Below are 15,366 nucleotides of genomic sequence, written 5' to 3'. Positions count from 1 at the left end.
CGGCAGCGATGCACACGACGGCGATGAGGGCGACGAGGAGCGCGTACTCCACGAGGCTCGCGCCACGCTCGTCATCGATACGGCTGGTGATCCAGGCGCTGAGGAACTGGTATGCGGTGGTCATTGTTGGACTCCATTGTGGTGAGGACGCCGCTCGGCGAGCGACTGGTCAATCTGTCCATCGACACCGAGAACGCGAGACCTGAGCGAACAGGGCCCAACGACCCAACGGGAGATTCTTTCGGCCCATGGCCGGTAGGGTCACCCTGCAATCCACTTCTTGGTGGGGTCTTCTCGTCGACATCAGGCCAGCTCTTCTGGCCGGACATTTCCCTTTCGCCTCCTCTGAGTCCTTCTCGAGGAGACAACATGTCCGATTCCCCACATTCCCGCTCGTTCGACGCGCCCGCGCCGATCTCGAGACCGAGGGCGGTCGTCTACTGCGAAGGAAACTTCGGCCAGATCGACGGCAAGACCGCCAACGGATTGGTGCGCAACAGCGAACGCTACGAGATCGTGTCGGTGATCGACAGCCAACTTGCCGGCCGTGACACGGGCATGGTGCTCGACGGCGTGGCCAACGGCATCCCGTTGTGCCGTGACCTCGACGACGCGATGGCGCAGGCCACGCCGATTCCGGGGCTCTTCATCGTGGGGGTGGCACCGACCAGCGGTCTGCTTTCGATTGACGAACGCGGCGTGCTCCTCGACGCGATGAGCCGGGGAATGAACCTGATCAACGGGCTTCACGAGTTCTTGAACGACGATCCCGAATTCGCCGCGGCTGCCGCGATCAACGATGTCGCGATCACCGATGTACGCCGGCCCCGCGACAAGGTCGACCTGCGCATGTTCACCGGTCGCATCCTCGACGTGACGTGTCCGCGGATCGCCGTGCTCGGCACCGACGGCGCGATCGGCAAGCGCACCACGGCGACCATTCTCACCAGGGCCCTGAACGAGCGTGGCGTGAAGGCCGTGCTCGTCGGCACCGGTCAGACGAGCCTGATCCAGGGCGCCCGCCACGGTGTGGCCCTCGACGCGATCCCGGCCCAGTTCGTCACGGGCGAGCTGGAGACGGCCGTGGTCGAAGCATTCGAGGAAGAGTCGCCCGACGTCATCATCGTCGAGGGACAGGGGGCGCTCAGCCACCCGACCTACCTCAGCTCGACCGCCGTGCTGCGCGGCAGTCGTCCCGCCGGCGTCATCCTCCAGCACGCGCCCGCCCGGAGGACGATCAGCGACTTCCCGGCCTTCCCGATGCCGACGCCGGTCAGCGAGATCAACCTGATCGAGACGTTTGCCGACACCAAGGTGATCGGTCTGACCATCAACCACGAGGACATGACCGACGCCGAGATCACGGCCGCCATCACGATGTACGAGCTCGAGCTGGGTATCCCCGCCACCGATGCGCTCACCCGGCCCACCGATCGGCTCGTCGACATGGTCTTCGCCGCGTTCCCCGAACTCGAGGAGGCGGCACCGCTCGCCGCGAGGTGAGCGCCCCTCGACTCGAGGTCGACCTCGAGAAGATCGGTCACAACGCGCGTGAGCTGGTCGACCGGGCTGCCCGCTGCGGCATCTCCGTCACGGCGGTCACCAAGGCGATGCTCGGTTCGCCCGAGCTCGCCCGTGTGCTCGTCGCGTCCGGTGTGGACGGGCTGGGCGACTCCCGTGTCGAGAACATCGAGCGAATGCGTAGCGCCGGCATCGATGCCCCGATGCTGTTGCTCCGCTCGCCGATGGTCAGCCAGATCGATCGTGTGGTCGCCACCGGCGCGATGAGCGTCAACACCTCGCCCGAGGTGCTCTCGGCACTGGCGGCGTCCGCCCGTGCGGCCGGGCGTGTCCACGACGTGATGATCATGGTGGAGCTCGGCGACCTCCGCGAAGGCGTGATGCCGGCCGAACTGCACGGGGTCGTCCGTCACGTGCTCGATCGACCGTCGCTTCGGCTGCGGGGGATCGGCGCCAATCTGGCGTGCCGCAACGGCATCGAGCCGAGCGTCGAGAACATGGCCCAGCTCTCGGACATGATCGACGGGGTCGAGGCCTCGTTCGGCGTCGAGATCGACGTCGTGTCGGGCGGCAACTCGGCCAACCTCGTCTGGGCCCTCAGCGGCGAAGCGCCCGGCCGCATCAACGACCTACGCCTCGGCGAAGCGATTCTCCTCGGCTGCGAGCCGCTGCACCGACAGCCCCTTCCCGGGCTGCACACCGATGCGTTCACTCTCGTTGCCGAGGTGATCGAGTCGGCCCGCAAGCCGACCAAGCCGTGGGGCCGGGCCGGTCAGAACTCCTTCGGAGAGACCCCGGCCGCCGAGGACCGAGGTGACATCTGGCAGACGATCCTCGCCATCGGTCGCCAGGACACCGACGCCACCGACCTCGCCCCGCCCGCCGGCGTCGACATCCTCGCCGCCAGCAGCGATCACCTGATCGTGCAGACCCGAGATCGGATGACGCCGGGTGACGAGATCCGGTTCACACCGGGCTACTCGGCCCTACTGCGGTCGACGACCTCACCTTTCGTCGACCACGGGTGTCGCTGAGGTCTGCACTCGGAGGTCGTCGAAAACGTCCCCGCGGGGACGCTTTTCCACTTGTGTGTCGGCGAGACTCTGTCGGCCCTTCTGCGACAAGAAGGCTGGCGACGACGGTCAGCGCCCGAACGAGCGTCCCGGCTGCGCTGAGCGCGTTCGCGGCCAAGTTGTCTGTCGAGGTCTCGATCTGGCGTTGTCCACACCTGTGAACAACATTGTTGAAATTACAACGATGGCGGAGGGAGGGGGATTCGAACCCCCGGGGCCGTGAAGCCCGCTGGTTTTCAAGACCAGTGCATTCGTCCGCTCTGCCATCCCTCCAGGCGACAAGGGTAGCGGCGCGGGTCACTCGGCGGTGGCGACTTCGATCCGGTCCTGGTGCCATTCGCGGGCCGAGACGAGGGCGGCGTCGGCCCGTTCGATCAGGGCGCCGACGTCGAATGCGTGGGCGGGGTAGCAGGCCACGCCGGCCCACAGGGTGAGGTCGGGGTTGTCCTCGACGAGGCGACGACGCACGCGTTCCATGGTCCAGATCGCGCCGTTCTCGGGCGTGTCCTCGAGGACGACGCCGAAGCGGCCGTCGGCGAGGCGGGTGGCGGTGTCGGATTCGCGCAGCGTCTCGCGCAGCGCGTTGGCGATCATGCGCGCATTGGCCGGCGGACGTGAGTCGCCCTCGCGCCCTTCGACCACGTCGAGCAGGGCCACGGCGACCGGGCGGAGGTGACGGCGAGCGGCCGCGATGCGACTGTCGAGGGTGACGAGGAAGTAGTCGTGGTTGAACAGGCCGGTGTCGGGGTCGGTGAGCCCTTCGCTGGTGCCGTCGTCGCCGAGCACGATCGGAGCGCGGGACGAATCGCCGGCGCGCCGTTCGGCCTCGGAGAGCTGCCCGCTCAGGCTCTTGACCGCTTCTTCGGCGGTCATGCGGCCCTGGACCTGGGCGGCGACGGCGTTCTCGAGCTGACGGATCTGCTCGTTCATCGAGGCGACCCGGCGTTCGAGGTCGCGGGCTTCGTCGGCGTCACGGCGAGCGAGGAGCGCGGCGGCCACCGCGGCGCCGGCGCTGAGGAGGGCGAACTTCCGGCGACCGGTCATCGCGCTGAGCAGCCCTGTGCCCAGGCCGAGGAAACCGACTGCTGTTGCGATGTCACTGCCAGACCCCATGCGCTGCTCATTCATCCGAACTCCATCGGCCACTCGACCCCTCGAATCAAGCTTCCGGAATGCTATGTCCTGCGCCCGAGAACACGGCGGCAGCGGGTGACGCGAGGACCACGGGGAGCGCGTCGAGATAATGCCGTCGCGACCACTCCTGCACGCCCAGTGACGCAAGATGGTCGGTTCGCCACTGCACGTCGATCAACCGCGGCTCGTGACCGTTGAGGGCCGTGTCGCGCAGGGCCTCGACCAGGGCGACGAGGGCGACCTTCGAGGCGTCGGCGACGCGATGGAACATCGACTCGCCGGCGAACAGGCCGCCGATGGCCACGCCGTAGAGCCCGCCCACGAGCCGGTCGTCCTGCCACGTCTCTACGCTGTGGACCCATCCCATCCGGTGGAGGCGGAGGTAGACGGTGCGGATCCGGTCGTCGATCCAGCCGTGGGGGCGAGTGGGGTCGGCGCACGCCTCGAGCACCGCCGGAAAGTCGTTGTCGATGCGGATCTCGAAGTCGCGACAGGAGCGGCGCAGCGATCGGCTGACCCGCAGCGCGTCGAGCGGGAGCACACCGCGGGGGTCGGGCGACCACCATCCCATCGGTCCGTGCGGGTCGGTCGGCATGGGGAAGATGCCGTGGCGGTACGCGGCCAGGACGGTGCCCGGTTCGGTGTCGGCGCCCACCCCGACCAGGCCGGACTCGTCGACCGGCTCCTCGTCGAGCTGGTCGGCCGACGGGAAATGCCACGGTGTCGCAGGCGGTTCGACGGGCACTCCTGCAATCTATTTGGATCGATGACGTAGGTTGCAGGGATGGCGAGCACGCCCCTCGTGGCCTGGATGAATCCGCTGCCGATGGAGCTGGCTCCGGCCCTGCGCAGCCGCCGACGGTCGGTGGCGTCGCGCACCAGGGGCCGGGTGCTCGATCTCGGTGGCTGGGCCGATCATCTCGATGCCTATCGCCTCGGGGCCGAGGTGGAATCGGTGGTGATGCTCGACCGTCTCGGCGACGTGCGGGCGGGGACCGGCCGCGGCGACCCCGAGGGCGTGACCCGCCTCGACACGGGTATCGATGAACTCGAGGCAGCGGGCGAAGGCCCCTTCGACTCGATCGTGTCGCTCATCCGTCTTCCACTCGTGGAGAACCTCGACCGGTTCCTCCGGACCGTCATCGCGCTGATGGCCGACGACGGCTACGCCTACTTCGTGGAACCGGTGCGTCGTAGCGGCAACATCGGCCGCATGCTGGCGCTGAGTGGGTCGATGCGTCGTGCCGCCGGTGGGCTGCATCTCGACCGCGACCTGCCGGCCGACATCCGGGCCCGTGGGCTGGTCATCACCGAACTCGACCGCTTCGACGTGCCGACGCTCAGCGCGCCGATGCGTCCGTTCATCGACGCGACGGTGCGGCGTCCGACCGTCGCGGCGCCGACCGACGAGGGGTTCTAGGCCTCGACGATGGTCACCGAGTTGACGGTGACCTCTCGTGACGGGGCCCCGCCGAGACCGCTCGAGGGGTCGTCCTCGTGCAGACCGATGATCGACTGGAGCACGTCGATGCCGGCGTCGTCGGTGGTGCCGAACACGATGTAGACGCCCTGACCGTCGAGCGCGGCGGCGTTCTCGCCGGTGACGAAGAAGAACTGGGCGCCCGAGGCGTCGGGGCCCTGCGAGCGGGCCATGACGAGCTGCCCGGCCTCGTAGGAGTAGGGACCGCGGAGCTGGCCCGTCGTCATGTTGAGCGTCGGCTCGTCGACGATCGTGTAGCCGGGACCGGGGTCCGATGGCGACTCGGTGTGGGGCGACCCGCCCTGGATGATGTCGATCGACGGGTCGGTTCGGAAGATCGTGGTGCCGTCGTAGTAGCCGTAGCGGGCGAGGTACACGAAGCTGTTGACCGTGCCCGGCGTGGTGGTGGTGTCGAGCTCGACCGTCACCTCGCCCTCGGAGGTGTCGAAGACCGCGGTGTAGGACTTGGTCACGTCGATGCAGGTGGGCGGCGCGGCCTCGAAGTCGATGGTGCGCTCGGCCGAACCGTCGGCGGGCGGGCAGTCGTCGCTGATCTCCGTGTCGAACTCGGGGTACACCCAGTCGACCGTGGTGGGATCGAACACCGGTGCCGTGGTCAGCGGGTCGAGCGTGTCGGTGGGGTCGGCTGCGTCGGTGGGATCGGTCGCCGTCGCCGCGTCATCGTTGTCGGCAGCGTTGTCGTCGTCGTCGGAGGTCAGCACGGCGATGCCGATGATCGCCACCACGATGGCCAGCGCGCCGATGCCGTAGGTCATCAGCCGGCTGCGCATCCGGGCTTTGGCGTCGGCCGCTTCGGCCGCCGCCACGCGGGTCGCACGGTTGGCCTTCTGGCGGGCTCGCTTGTCGGTCGTCACGGCGTCAGACGATAGCCAAGTTGCTCAGCGAGGCGTGGTCAGGCGACCGGTTCGACGAGGACGCTCTCGATGAGCAGGAGCTCGTCGGACTCCGATGCGTCGTACACGGTCTGGAGTTCGGTGAGATCGTCGATCGTGCCGACCGGGACGTAGCGGGGGTCGGTCCGCAGCAGCTGGGCGCCGGCGTCGTCGAGCACGACCACCAGGGTGCCGGTGATGCCACCGTCCAGGCCCGGGATGGCGACCACCGACCCGACCGGGTACAGCTCGTCGATCGGGTCGGTCGGCGGCGCCACGGGCAGCGTGAATCCGGCATCGCCGGCACTGCCGATCAGCAGTAGGCCGCCGGTGGCCGCAGCGACCGGTGTCTGCTCGTAGGCCCGGTACCAGCCCAGCACCGCCGCGAGATTGGCGACCTCGGCGTTGACGGTGCTGTCGACGGGCACGGTGAACGACCCGGCGGCCGTGTCGAACGTGAGGTCGAAGGCGTCGCCGGCCTCGATGCACATCGGCGGCGGTTCCGCGAACTCGGTGGTGCGTTCGGCGGTGCCGTCGGTGGCCGGACACGGGGTCGGCCCGGTGAGTTCGGCGCCGGCGGCACCGTCGGTCACCCACGGAATGCCGCCGAACGTGGTGGTGGGGGCCGACTCGTCGCCGTCGTCGTCGCCCACCAGGAGACCGGCCGTGAGCGGGGCGATCAGGGCGAGGGCGAGAAAGCCGACGACGCCGCCGACCAGCAGCCGTTTGCGGCGCTCGGCCTTGGCTGCCACGGCCTGTTGGCGGGCTGCCTGGTTGGCCGCGGCAACGCGACGCTTCTTGGTTTCCTGCTTGTTGGCCACCCCCGGAACCTAACCCGGTTTCCCTGCGTGCCGACTGGCAGGGAAGCGCATGTCTCCCAATCCCGATCTCGAGGGGCGCGAGGCCCCCGACCCAGAGGTGTTGCGGGCTGTCGTCGACCGCCACGCCGCCGCGGTGTACCGCGTCGCGCGCTCGATCGTCCACGACCCGGCGCTGGCCGACGACGTCGTCCAGGAGACGATGCTGAAGGCGTGGCGCAACTCGCCCGTCGGTCCCGGCGAGGAGATTCCCCGCAACTGGCTGCTGAAAGTGGCGCGCAACACCGCGATCTCGCTGCTGCGGACACGTCGCGAAGACCTCCATGGCCACGACACCCTCCCCGAGGGGCCGGAGGGAGTGTCCACCACCCGCACGGTCGAGGGGCGGGCCCAGCTCGACGACCTCCTCGAAGCGTTGCATCACCTCGACGAGGACTCGCGTGCGCTCATCGTGTTGAAAGAGGTCCACGACCTCTCCTACGAGGAGATCGCCGCCGCCCTCGACCTTCCGCTGCCGACCGTCAAGACCCGCCTGTTCCGGGCCCGCAAGGCCCTGAAGAACAGCATGAAGGAGTGGCAATGAGTGCCCGACATCCGAACCCCCAGCGGCTGCAGCGCTGGCTCGACACAGGCGAACCCCGTCGTGTGTCGAACCACATCGAGGGCTGCCTTCGTTGCCAGGAACAGCTCGAGAAGCTCAGTGAACTCGACGAGGAGATGGTCGCCGATCTGCAGGCGGCGACCACCCCTCCCGACGACCTCCGCGAGCGCACCCATGGCGGCATGGACGTCCGCCTCCGCAACGAGGCGGCCTTCGGTGCCTTCCTCGACCTCTTCGCGATCGGCTGGGACGTCGCCCGGTCGATTCTCGACCCCGAACTCACCGAGGGTGACGACCCTCATGGCGCGGCCCCAGCGGCCGACGATGCCGATGGAGACCTTTCATGATCGATCCCTGGATCTACGCCACCGGCGCTGTCATCGTCGGACTTCTGTCCGGTGTCGTCGGTGCCGCGCTCGTGCGCGTCATCATCCTGAAGGGCCGCGAAGAGCGGGCCGAGATGCACGATGCCGCCCGGGCCACCGCCACCTTCCTGTTCCTGTTCTTCACCGCGCTGGGCGTGATCGTGGCCATCGGGTTCGTCAACCCCGAGACGCTCGAACCCATCCCGGCCGACATCCTGCGCAAGTCGCCGCGGATCCTCGCGGCCGGACTGATCCTCATCGCCGGCCGCGCCATCGCCTACGCGCTCGCCGGCGCGGTCAACACTGCGTTCGCCGGCTCGACGCAAAGGGTGCGCAGCCAACTGGCCGCCTCGGGGGCGTTCCTCGTCTACGCCGTGGCCACCGTGCTCGCGCTCAGCCAGGTGGGGGTCGACACCACGATCCTGAGCATCATCGCCGGCGCCGCCACCTTCGGTCTGGCCGGCGCGTTCGCGCTGCTCGTCGGCCTGGGCGGTCGCGAGATGGGCGGCGAACTGGCGGCCGGTCGCCACCTGGCCCGACTCGTGCGGGTGGGCGACGAGATCGAGGTCGACGGTGTGGCGGGACGGATCGTCGCGCTGCATCCGGCATCGGTCGAGATCGACGCCGACGGTGCGTCGCTGCACGTACCCAACACCCGCCTGTCACGAGGCGATCTGCGGGTGCAGCACCGCTGACGGGCTGGGTCATGGGCTGGGTCATAGGGCCCATTCGCGGAAGAATCCGAGAAATCCCGCGACTCAGCGGCTTCTCGTGCGTAGTACGGGTGTAGCCGCTCAGCGGCAACGGATCACCTGTCGGATTGGACTCCCGATTGTGAATCTGGAGATGGACCGCCCCAAGGGCGGTCCATCTCTCGTTTTGGCGTGTGGTTAGCCTTGGCGGATGCTTCGCCGCCTTCTCTTTCTCGTGTATGCCGCGGGCGTGTTCCTGGGCGGTTGCTCGGTAGAGGACGGTCCCGTCGGCGAGCGGGCCCCCACCACCACCCCGACGACGTCGACCGCGGGCGCGACCGATCTCACCGCGCCGACCACGTCGGTCGGGCTCACGTCCGTGGCCAGGATCGAGATCGGACCGGCGACCTACGAGCTCGACGCCCTGTGCGCGGCGGGCGGTGCGGGCGAGGTCGAGGTTGCGGTCGAAGGGGTCGACGTCAACGGCCGGCGGGTCATCGGGTTGATCCGGGCGTACCTCGGGGAGCCCTACATCGGGCTCCAGGTCGGCGAGGGCGCCAATGCGGTGCTGTTCGAACCCCGCCTCGAGGGCGTGCTGCCGTTCGAACTCGTCGACGACGTGCTCGAGTTCGAGGAGGTCGACTTCGTCACCGCGCTGGACCTGGAGACGGGCGAGTTCACGCCCGCCGGATTGGGCACGGTCGTCGTCGAGTGCCGAAGCTTCGTGCGCGAGCTGCCGGCCGTGATCTTCGATTGAGTCAGGTACAGGCCTCGGGTTCGGACACCAGCGGCACCCGCCCGGCGCGCATCGACTCGACGACGCCGTCGACGGTCGTGAAGGCCACTCGGAAGTCCTGGTCGTTCTCGTCGGTGGGCACGTAGAACACGTCGACCTGCCCACCGCCGAGATCGACCCGCTCGAGGTTCTCGCCGAAGAGCTGGTCGAGCTCGTCGCCGGTCGTGCCGATGCCCGCGCCGGAGACGGTGGTGACCGGACTCTCGCCGACGATGTCGACCCGTTCGATCGTGCCGGCGTCGACCACGAAGCTGATGCCCACCGGTGCGCCGTCGGGGGTGACCCGGTAACACTCGCTGACCGGCTCGCAGTTGATCATCGTGTGGCCCGACGCCTCCTCGGCCTGGGTCACGGTGAGACCGAACGTCACGGTGTCGAGACCGACCGTGCTGAGCGATGAGTTGCGGCCGAGGGTGGGACCGACGGCCGGGGGCGGAATCTCGGTGTCGGGATCGGTGCCGCAGTCGACCGGGATCTCGACGGCGACGGGGGCGACGGTCGTCGTCGTGCTGGTGGACGTGGTCGTCGCGTCGTCGGGAACGGTCGTGGTGCCGTCGGTCGCGTCGGTGTCGTCGTCGTCGCCGTCCCAGCTCAGCACCACCAGCGCGGCGAGCAGGATGGCGATCAGTGCGAGGAGCACCACGAAGATCTGACGGAACGGCACGACAACGATGGTAGAACGCCACGTGCTTTCCAGTGGGCCGCCCGGGGCTCGAACCCGGCACCTTGGGATTAAAAGTCCTTCCGGCCAATATTCCAAGCATCGCACAGGGTGCCATAGAGCCGCCGTTTCTAGGGGCCGGCAGCGGTTGAAGGCCACACCGTGTCGGTCGATCTCACGAGTTCCCGCAGCGCTTGAGCAACGAGTGAGCAATCAAGCTGTGCTCCTGGCCCGAGCTTGTTTCTCGAACCGGGGTACTGCCGAGGTGGTCCCCCTCCTTGGAGGGAGGTCTCCTGTGAGAAATTTCGTATACAAAACCGTCAGTTCCCGCTGAGAGCTTTCCAGTCCGCTCGGGGTGGCCATCGAAGGGGCTAGGTGGAATCCACCGTCCTCCGAAACGAGAACTCCATGGGGCTGCAGAGATGCGCCATTCACCCGGCCTGAAGGAGTGGAGATGCTCAGCCGCCTCGCGAACAACTGGCGCGAACCCGTAGAACTCCGGTGTCGAATCAACTCGCTGCCGAGACGGTTCCCGACGCTGTGCAGTAGCGCTTCTCAGGAAGGGCTGGAGGTCCGTTGAAGAGGTCGTCGCTGTCTTCGATCTGAAGGAAGTAGTCGAAGCCGACCAGGCTCGTGCCGGGCGTCGAGTATTCGAAGGTGTCGGTCAACCCAAGAGGGAACTGCAGCCCAGAGAAGGCGTCAGCGGAAAAAGTGGTGCTGTCGAAGTTAATGAATGCGCCGAGCGTTGCGTTGTTGGGCACGGGTGTAGAGAGAGAGTCTTCCTGAAGCATCACGTCGAATACGAGGTAGCCGAGTTCGGGCAGGGACGCGTCAGAAAGCTCCGCACTGCATGTCGGGGTCCATGTGACAACGAACGCGGTGACGCATTCGACCTCGGCTGATCCGACCAACGAGCACACCTCGGCCGAGACGGTATCTCCGGGTGTAACGGACAGCGATAGGGAAAAAGTCGGCCCACCGGTGAAGAAGTATTCGGTGGTTGTGGATTCATCGGAGGATGTGAGTGTGGCTCGGTGTGCCGTGACCGAGGGGTCCGTGGCTTCGGTGAAGACGAGGTCGACTCTACGAATCCCATCCTGCCTCAAGTCTGTGATGACTGGTGCGAGCGACGTCGGCGCGGTGGTCGTCGTTGTCGGGGATACCGTCGGGTAGGGATTCCACTCCGTGGTGGGCGTCGGAATCGTCGTGCCTGAACTCGCACTAGTCCCTGCGAGATCAATCGAGACAAGCTCCGCCACAAGCCGCTGCGATCCAGAGTTGAACTGATGACCGGTGCAGGCAAATACGCCGAACGAGAACTCGTTCGAGGCGGCAGTCAATGGCCCGAAGGTACCGCCGTAGATCGCTGTTCCCTGAGCTTCGCCGTTAACGAGCATGGTCGTGTAGCAGATCTCAGCCGGCTCATAGAACGAGGGACCGTTCGGGTCCGGGTGCGGCAGCGGGGCAAAATCGGCATCGAGCGGACAGAACGTACCCAGGTCCTTCTGCTGCAGTTCGCTCGTCCACTCTGCGCGTACGAAAGCGCCGGCACTGTTGGAGAAGTCCGCCTTGAGCGGTCCGACTGCCGTCGGCTCTAGCCCACGCAACTCGTGCGCCGCCTTTGGCGCGTAGCACTGCCACGAGAACGGCGTGACGCCGTCCCAGCTGTAGCACGGAGCGGACTGACTATTCGCCTCGGCGACCGAGAAGCAGAATTCGCCCAGTGAATTGATGAGTTCGCTAGGAGGCGTGTGGTCGGATGGATCGATTGTCATCGGGAATACGATCGGTTCGTCCTCAACCCATCCGATCTGCACCGACGAGTGCGAACCGACGGCCCACTCGCAGCCCGCCGCGAGAACGAGAACCGCTAGCAGCACCGCGAGTGTGCCTATCAGCGTTGTTCCCGCCCGCCGCTCTGACTCGCCCATGGCCCCCTCCGTAGATATCAGTGGCCAGTCAACCACATCGGCGCCGGTGCGATAGCCAGGCGTTAGTCTGGACGTCCCCGTTTCGTCAGACGGGAGTGGCTGTCTCGATCCAAGATTGCTACGCCTTGCCATTGGACACTCTCTTGGGAGACCGCCATCCTTGTCGTCCATGCGGCGAATCCTGAGTGTGGTGGTGACGATGTTGCTGGTGGGCAGCGGGTGTGAATGGGCTACAAGTGAGTCCTCAACTATCGACCTCGGCTGGACTGACTTCGATGAGCCGGTCGTATTCCCAATCACGGTGGACCCGTCAGACCACGACGTGCCGCCCGAGTTTCTGGACGTGTGGGGCTATGTCGAGGGATGGGATGGTCAGCCGTTCTCTTGGCAATGCTACGACCCATCTGTGGCCGCGGACCTTGGCGTTGACGTCGGCCCACAGGACATCGAACCGCTGGAGGTAACCAAGAACGTTGCCGAAGGCGACGTCCTTCGCATCGAGTACGAGACCTTCGTGAACTCACGAACCGATAGTGATCCGATCTGGTCTCCCTACCCGATCTGCTGGGCCGACACCGACTTCCTACCTGCGCAGATGGGAGAATCGTCGCTTCTTCCCATCCCGGCTGAACTCTGCTTCGTTGGGATCGCAGTCGACGGCGAGATCCTCGGCTCAGTGGAGGCGTCCAGGGCCATCAACCTTGACGTGACGACAGGAAGACTCTCGGGCGGAAGCCACACGGTGAGCATCCGCAGCGTCGACTGCGTCGGCTACCAACAGGGTCTCGGCCGCCAACAGCTCAGAGTCGAGCACTTGGAAGTGGCGCAGGGCGGCTCGACACCGCATCCTCCGATCAGCACGGTTTCGGTGCCAATTCCCTACCCAACCGTGCAGCCCTAGGGGCAGATCAGACGATCTCCTCGGCGAGCCAGAACGTAGAGAGCAGACGCGGGAAAGAAGCCGTCGATGTCGATTCGTGTGGCGAACGTTTCGTCGCCAATCTTTGGGAAGGAAATCGGCACGATGTTTGTCGTGTTCCCGTCGGCATCGATCTCTCCGTTGCAGGAGGCAAATACATCAGGGAGGGCATAGACAAACCAGCAGGTCAGGTTGGTGGGCCGCCCGGGGCTCGAACCCGGCACCTTGGGATTAAAAGTCCCCTGCTCTAACCCGATGAGCTAGCGGCCCACCGGCGAGGATAGCGATCAGCGGGGGCGGGGCACGCCGAGAATGCGGCGCTTGCGGAGATCGGCGCGACCGTGGCGGATGACCCGTCGCCACGCCTGGCCGACGTCGACCGCGGCGGCCGTGTCGCCCCTGAGCAACCGGACGACGACGAAGCCCACGTCCTGGGTGGCCGCGAAGGTGCTCACCAGCCACCAGGCGCGGGGGCCGTGGCGGACGATGTTGCGCTGGCGGTTGGCCAGCGTCGACACCCGGAACCGGCCGCGGCGGTTGGCCACCTTCGGTGCGGTGCCGTAGGAGCGCACATGCTGGGCGACGGCCGCCGGCTCGTAGTGGAAGCGCCAGCCGAGCCGGCCGAGGGTGAGGGCGAGATCGACGTCCTCGCCGTACATGTCGTAGGTCGGGTCGTAGGGACCACCGAAGAGCTCGATGACCTGGTCGAGGGCGGTCCGTCGGAAGAGGGGGGTGGCGCCGTTGAGCTTGTCGCAGGTCGTTGCGTGGTCGGTGGGCAGCGATCGGGTCCGCATCGTCGAGGTGATCTCGATCGGGCCCGACACCCCGGCCCGGGTCGACTCGACGAGGCCGCCGGCCGCCGCGGCGCGGGGTTCGCGGTGCAGCACGTCGACCAGAGTTGCGACATAGGTGGGGGACAGGGTGGCGTCGCAGTTGAGGGGCAGCACGAACTCGCCGGTGGCGACGGCGATGCCGGAGTTCATCCCCCGGGCGAACGCGAGATTGGTGTCGTTGCGGACGACGGTCACGTCGGGGTGCTCGGCCAGGATCCGGTCGAGCGAGTCGTCGGTGCTGGCGTTGTCGACCACGACGATCTCGATGTCGGGCCAGGTCTGCGCGACCGCCGAGGCGACGGCGTCGGCGCCCATGCCGTCGCTGTTCCAGTTCAGGACCACGACGCTCACGCGGCCGGCGACAGAGGGCACGGGACGGGTCATGGGGCGAGGATCGCCCGTAGCGCGGCGACCTGGTCGCGATCGCCGAGGAGGGACCCGCCGCCGAGGGCGGGAAGGAGGAGCAGGACGAACTCCCGGGCCGCCTTCCGACGCTGTGCCTCGGTGGTGCGCGGGCTGCCGAGAATCCATGCGGTGTGACGAACGAGCGCCGCGGCACCGGTCATGTCGACGCGTACCGCGCCGGCCCAGCGCAGGGCACCGACGCGGCTCGGCGCGGTCACGAGCGCGGCGAGTCCGGGCACAAACGAGAGGGTCTGGTTCGCCGTTGCCTGCTCGACCAGCTCCGGTGTCTCGGGCAACGGCCCGATCGGCACGGCGTTGCGATGCTGCACCGTGAACGGGCCTTCGGGGTCGCCGGCGAACTCCGGCGCGAACGGCGCATCGGGCAGATCGAGCGTGTCGGTGAACGCGGCGTCGAGGCCGTCGTCGAGACGCGAATAGTGGCCCCGCTGCCATTCGGTCGCGGCCCGGTCACGGGCCCGCTCGAGCAGCTGGGCGGGGTCGCGCTCGTTGTATCCCGTGATCACGTAGCCGTCGACGAGGGGGCCGTTGCGAAACGAGGTGGGGATGACCTTGCCGTGGTGCATCACGTCGTAGTCGCGGTCGCCGAAGTCGTGGAAGAAGCGCGCCTCGGGGACGCCCGGCCACATGCAACGGGTCAGGCGTTCGCGCACGGGAAGTTCGGCGTTGGTGGCCCACTCGGCCCGGTCGGCCGTGTGCAGGAACGTGTGGACGAGCCGCACCCGCAGCGACGGGTCGAGCCCGGGGTTGTGCGCGGCCAGCATCGGGCGGGGGTCCTGGTCGAGGAACTCGTCGGCGTGGAGGATGCCGATCCAGTGACCCGTGCCGAAGCGGCGGCGGGCTTCGGCCAGGAGGTGCTGGCGGGCGCCGTCACGCACCGGATGGTCCAGGTCCTCGTCGCGTAGACGGAAGACGACCTCGGGTGTGCGGTCGAGGATGGCGTCGGTTCGGTCGCGGGCGGGCCCGGCCGGGGTGCCGTCGAGCACGAGGATGCGGTCGAACCAGCGGGTCGCGGTGGCGAGCATCTCGTCGAGGATGTCGTCCTCGTCGCGCACCATGAGCAGGCCGATCAGGCGGGAGTCGTCGCCGAGTCGTTCCGCGCTGCGCACGCGGTCGACGGCCCGCCCGAACAGGCGAGGGTCCCGTCGCAGCTCGCGGAGGCGCTGTCGTCCCGGCAGACGGGTGCGCCGGCGGGGCCACCGATAGCGATCCACGATCTCACTGAA

At 67.5% G+C, this 15,366-nt stretch carries 16 protein-coding genes and 2 tRNA genes; 8 read left to right on the top strand and 10 right to left on the bottom strand.

The features are described 5' to 3' along the window. The first annotated feature begins 369 nt into the window (after positions 1-369). The gene (locus RIB98_19635) at positions 370-1,503 is read left to right on the top strand and encodes a DUF1611 domain-containing protein (GenBank protein MEQ8843194.1); all 1,134 of its coding nucleotides are present in this window, start codon (positions 370-372) and stop codon (positions 1,501-1,503) included. Further along, positions 1,500-2,555: an alanine/ornithine racemase family PLP-dependent enzyme gene (locus RIB98_19630; GenBank protein MEQ8843193.1), complete on the top strand. Its 1,056-nt coding sequence runs from the start codon at positions 1,500-1,502 to the stop codon at positions 2,553-2,555. Before RIB98_19635 ends, RIB98_19630 begins: the two co-directional genes overlap by 4 nt. 224 nt (positions 2,556-2,779) lie before the next feature. On the opposite strand, the gene RIB98_19625 is transcribed toward RIB98_19630, so the two are convergent. The 3 genes from RIB98_19625 to aat all read right to left on the bottom strand — a co-directional run bounded on the left by RIB98_19625 (position 2,780) and on the right by aat (position 4,473). Further along, a tRNA-Ser gene (locus tag RIB98_19625) sits at positions 2,780-2,867 on the bottom strand. A 24-nt stretch (positions 2,868-2,891) separates the two neighbouring features. Next, the gene (locus RIB98_19620) at positions 2,892-3,707 is read right to left on the bottom strand and encodes a GGDEF domain-containing protein (GenBank protein ID MEQ8843192.1); all 816 of its coding nucleotides are present in this window, start codon (positions 3,705-3,707) and stop codon (positions 2,892-2,894) included. A gap of 46 nt (positions 3,708-3,753) precedes the next feature. After that, positions 3,754-4,473: a leucyl/phenylalanyl-tRNA--protein transferase gene (gene aat, locus RIB98_19615; GenBank protein ID MEQ8843191.1), complete on the bottom strand. Its 720-nt coding sequence runs from the start codon at positions 4,471-4,473 to the stop codon at positions 3,754-3,756. A gap of 39 nt (positions 4,474-4,512) precedes the next feature. Here aat and RIB98_19610 point away from each other — a divergent pair, with 39 nt between their 5' ends. Continuing rightward, positions 4,513-5,148 carry a hypothetical protein gene (locus RIB98_19610; protein MEQ8843190.1) on the top strand — a complete coding sequence of 212 codons (636 nt, stop codon included), beginning with the start codon at positions 4,513-4,515 and terminating at the stop codon, positions 5,146-5,148. Here the strand turns inward: RIB98_19610 and RIB98_19605 are convergent. Together RIB98_19605 and RIB98_19600 are read right to left on the bottom strand one after the other, a co-directional pair. Beyond that, positions 5,145-6,083: a peptidylprolyl isomerase gene (locus RIB98_19605; GenBank protein ID MEQ8843189.1), complete on the bottom strand. Its 939-nt coding sequence runs from the start codon at positions 6,081-6,083 to the stop codon at positions 5,145-5,147. The genes RIB98_19610 and RIB98_19605 overlap by 4 nt on opposite strands. Positions 6,084-6,121: 38 nt before the next feature. After that, positions 6,122-6,922, bottom strand: a complete 801-nt coding sequence (locus tag RIB98_19600; protein MEQ8843188.1) for a hypothetical protein — start codon at positions 6,920-6,922, stop codon at positions 6,122-6,124. Between the two features lie 49 nt (positions 6,923-6,971). On the opposite strand from RIB98_19600, the gene RIB98_19595 reads away from it, so the two are divergent. The 4 genes from RIB98_19595 to RIB98_19580 all read left to right on the top strand — a co-directional run bounded on the left by RIB98_19595 (position 6,972) and on the right by RIB98_19580 (position 9,334). Then, positions 6,972-7,502 carry an RNA polymerase sigma factor gene (locus RIB98_19595; protein MEQ8843187.1) on the top strand — a complete coding sequence of 177 codons (531 nt, stop codon included), beginning with the start codon at positions 6,972-6,974 and terminating at the stop codon, positions 7,500-7,502. Next, positions 7,499-7,867: a hypothetical protein gene (locus RIB98_19590; protein MEQ8843186.1), complete on the top strand. Its 369-nt coding sequence runs from the start codon at positions 7,499-7,501 to the stop codon at positions 7,865-7,867. Before RIB98_19595 ends, RIB98_19590 begins: the two co-directional genes overlap by 4 nt. Then, complete coding sequence (locus tag RIB98_19585) at positions 7,864-8,580, top strand: hypothetical protein (protein MEQ8843185.1); 717 nt, start codon at positions 7,864-7,866, stop codon at positions 8,578-8,580. The genes RIB98_19590 and RIB98_19585 overlap by 4 nt, the downstream gene beginning before the upstream one ends. 208 nt (positions 8,581-8,788) lie before the next feature. Then, on the top strand, positions 8,789-9,334 hold the full coding sequence (locus tag RIB98_19580) for a hypothetical protein (GenBank protein MEQ8843184.1): 546 nt from the start codon (positions 8,789-8,791) through the stop codon (positions 9,332-9,334). 1 nt (position 9,335) lies between these two features. On the opposite strand, the gene RIB98_19575 is transcribed toward RIB98_19580, so the two are convergent. Both RIB98_19575 and RIB98_19570 read right to left on the bottom strand, forming a co-directional pair. Continuing rightward, on the bottom strand, positions 9,336-10,037 hold the full coding sequence (locus RIB98_19575) for a hypothetical protein (GenBank protein ID MEQ8843183.1): 702 nt from the start codon (positions 10,035-10,037) through the stop codon (positions 9,336-9,338). A gap of 506 nt (positions 10,038-10,543) precedes the next feature. Then, complete coding sequence (locus RIB98_19570) at positions 10,544-11,965, bottom strand: hypothetical protein (protein MEQ8843182.1); 1,422 nt, start codon at positions 11,963-11,965, stop codon at positions 10,544-10,546. Between the two features lie 169 nt (positions 11,966-12,134). Between RIB98_19570 and RIB98_19565 the strand changes: the two genes are divergently transcribed. Continuing rightward, on the top strand, positions 12,135-12,866 hold the full coding sequence (locus RIB98_19565; GenBank protein MEQ8843181.1) for a hypothetical protein: 732 nt from the start codon (positions 12,135-12,137) through the stop codon (positions 12,864-12,866). A gap of 211 nt (positions 12,867-13,077) precedes the next feature. On the opposite strand, the gene RIB98_19560 is transcribed toward RIB98_19565, so the two are convergent. The 3 genes from RIB98_19560 to RIB98_19550 form a co-directional block, all read right to left on the bottom strand. Beyond that, positions 13,078-13,154: transfer RNA gene (locus tag RIB98_19560), tRNA-Lys, on the bottom strand. A gap of 17 nt (positions 13,155-13,171) precedes the next feature. Beyond that, positions 13,172-14,101 (bottom strand): glycosyltransferase family 2 protein, encoded by a 930-nt coding sequence (locus RIB98_19555; protein ID MEQ8843180.1) that lies wholly within the window; start codon positions 14,099-14,101, stop codon positions 13,172-13,174. Continuing rightward, the gene (locus tag RIB98_19550) at positions 14,098-15,354 is read right to left on the bottom strand and encodes a glycosyltransferase family 2 protein (GenBank protein MEQ8843179.1); all 1,257 of its coding nucleotides are present in this window, start codon (positions 15,352-15,354) and stop codon (positions 14,098-14,100) included. The genes RIB98_19555 and RIB98_19550 overlap by 4 nt, the downstream gene beginning before the upstream one ends. Between the last annotated feature and the right edge of the window lie 12 nt (positions 15,355-15,366).

The sequence above is a fragment of the Acidimicrobiales bacterium genome, assembly GCA_040219515.1.
GTDB lineage: Bacteria > Actinomycetota > Acidimicrobiia > Acidimicrobiales > Aldehydirespiratoraceae > JAJRXC01.
This window is presented reverse-complemented; position numbering and strand designations above follow the sequence as displayed.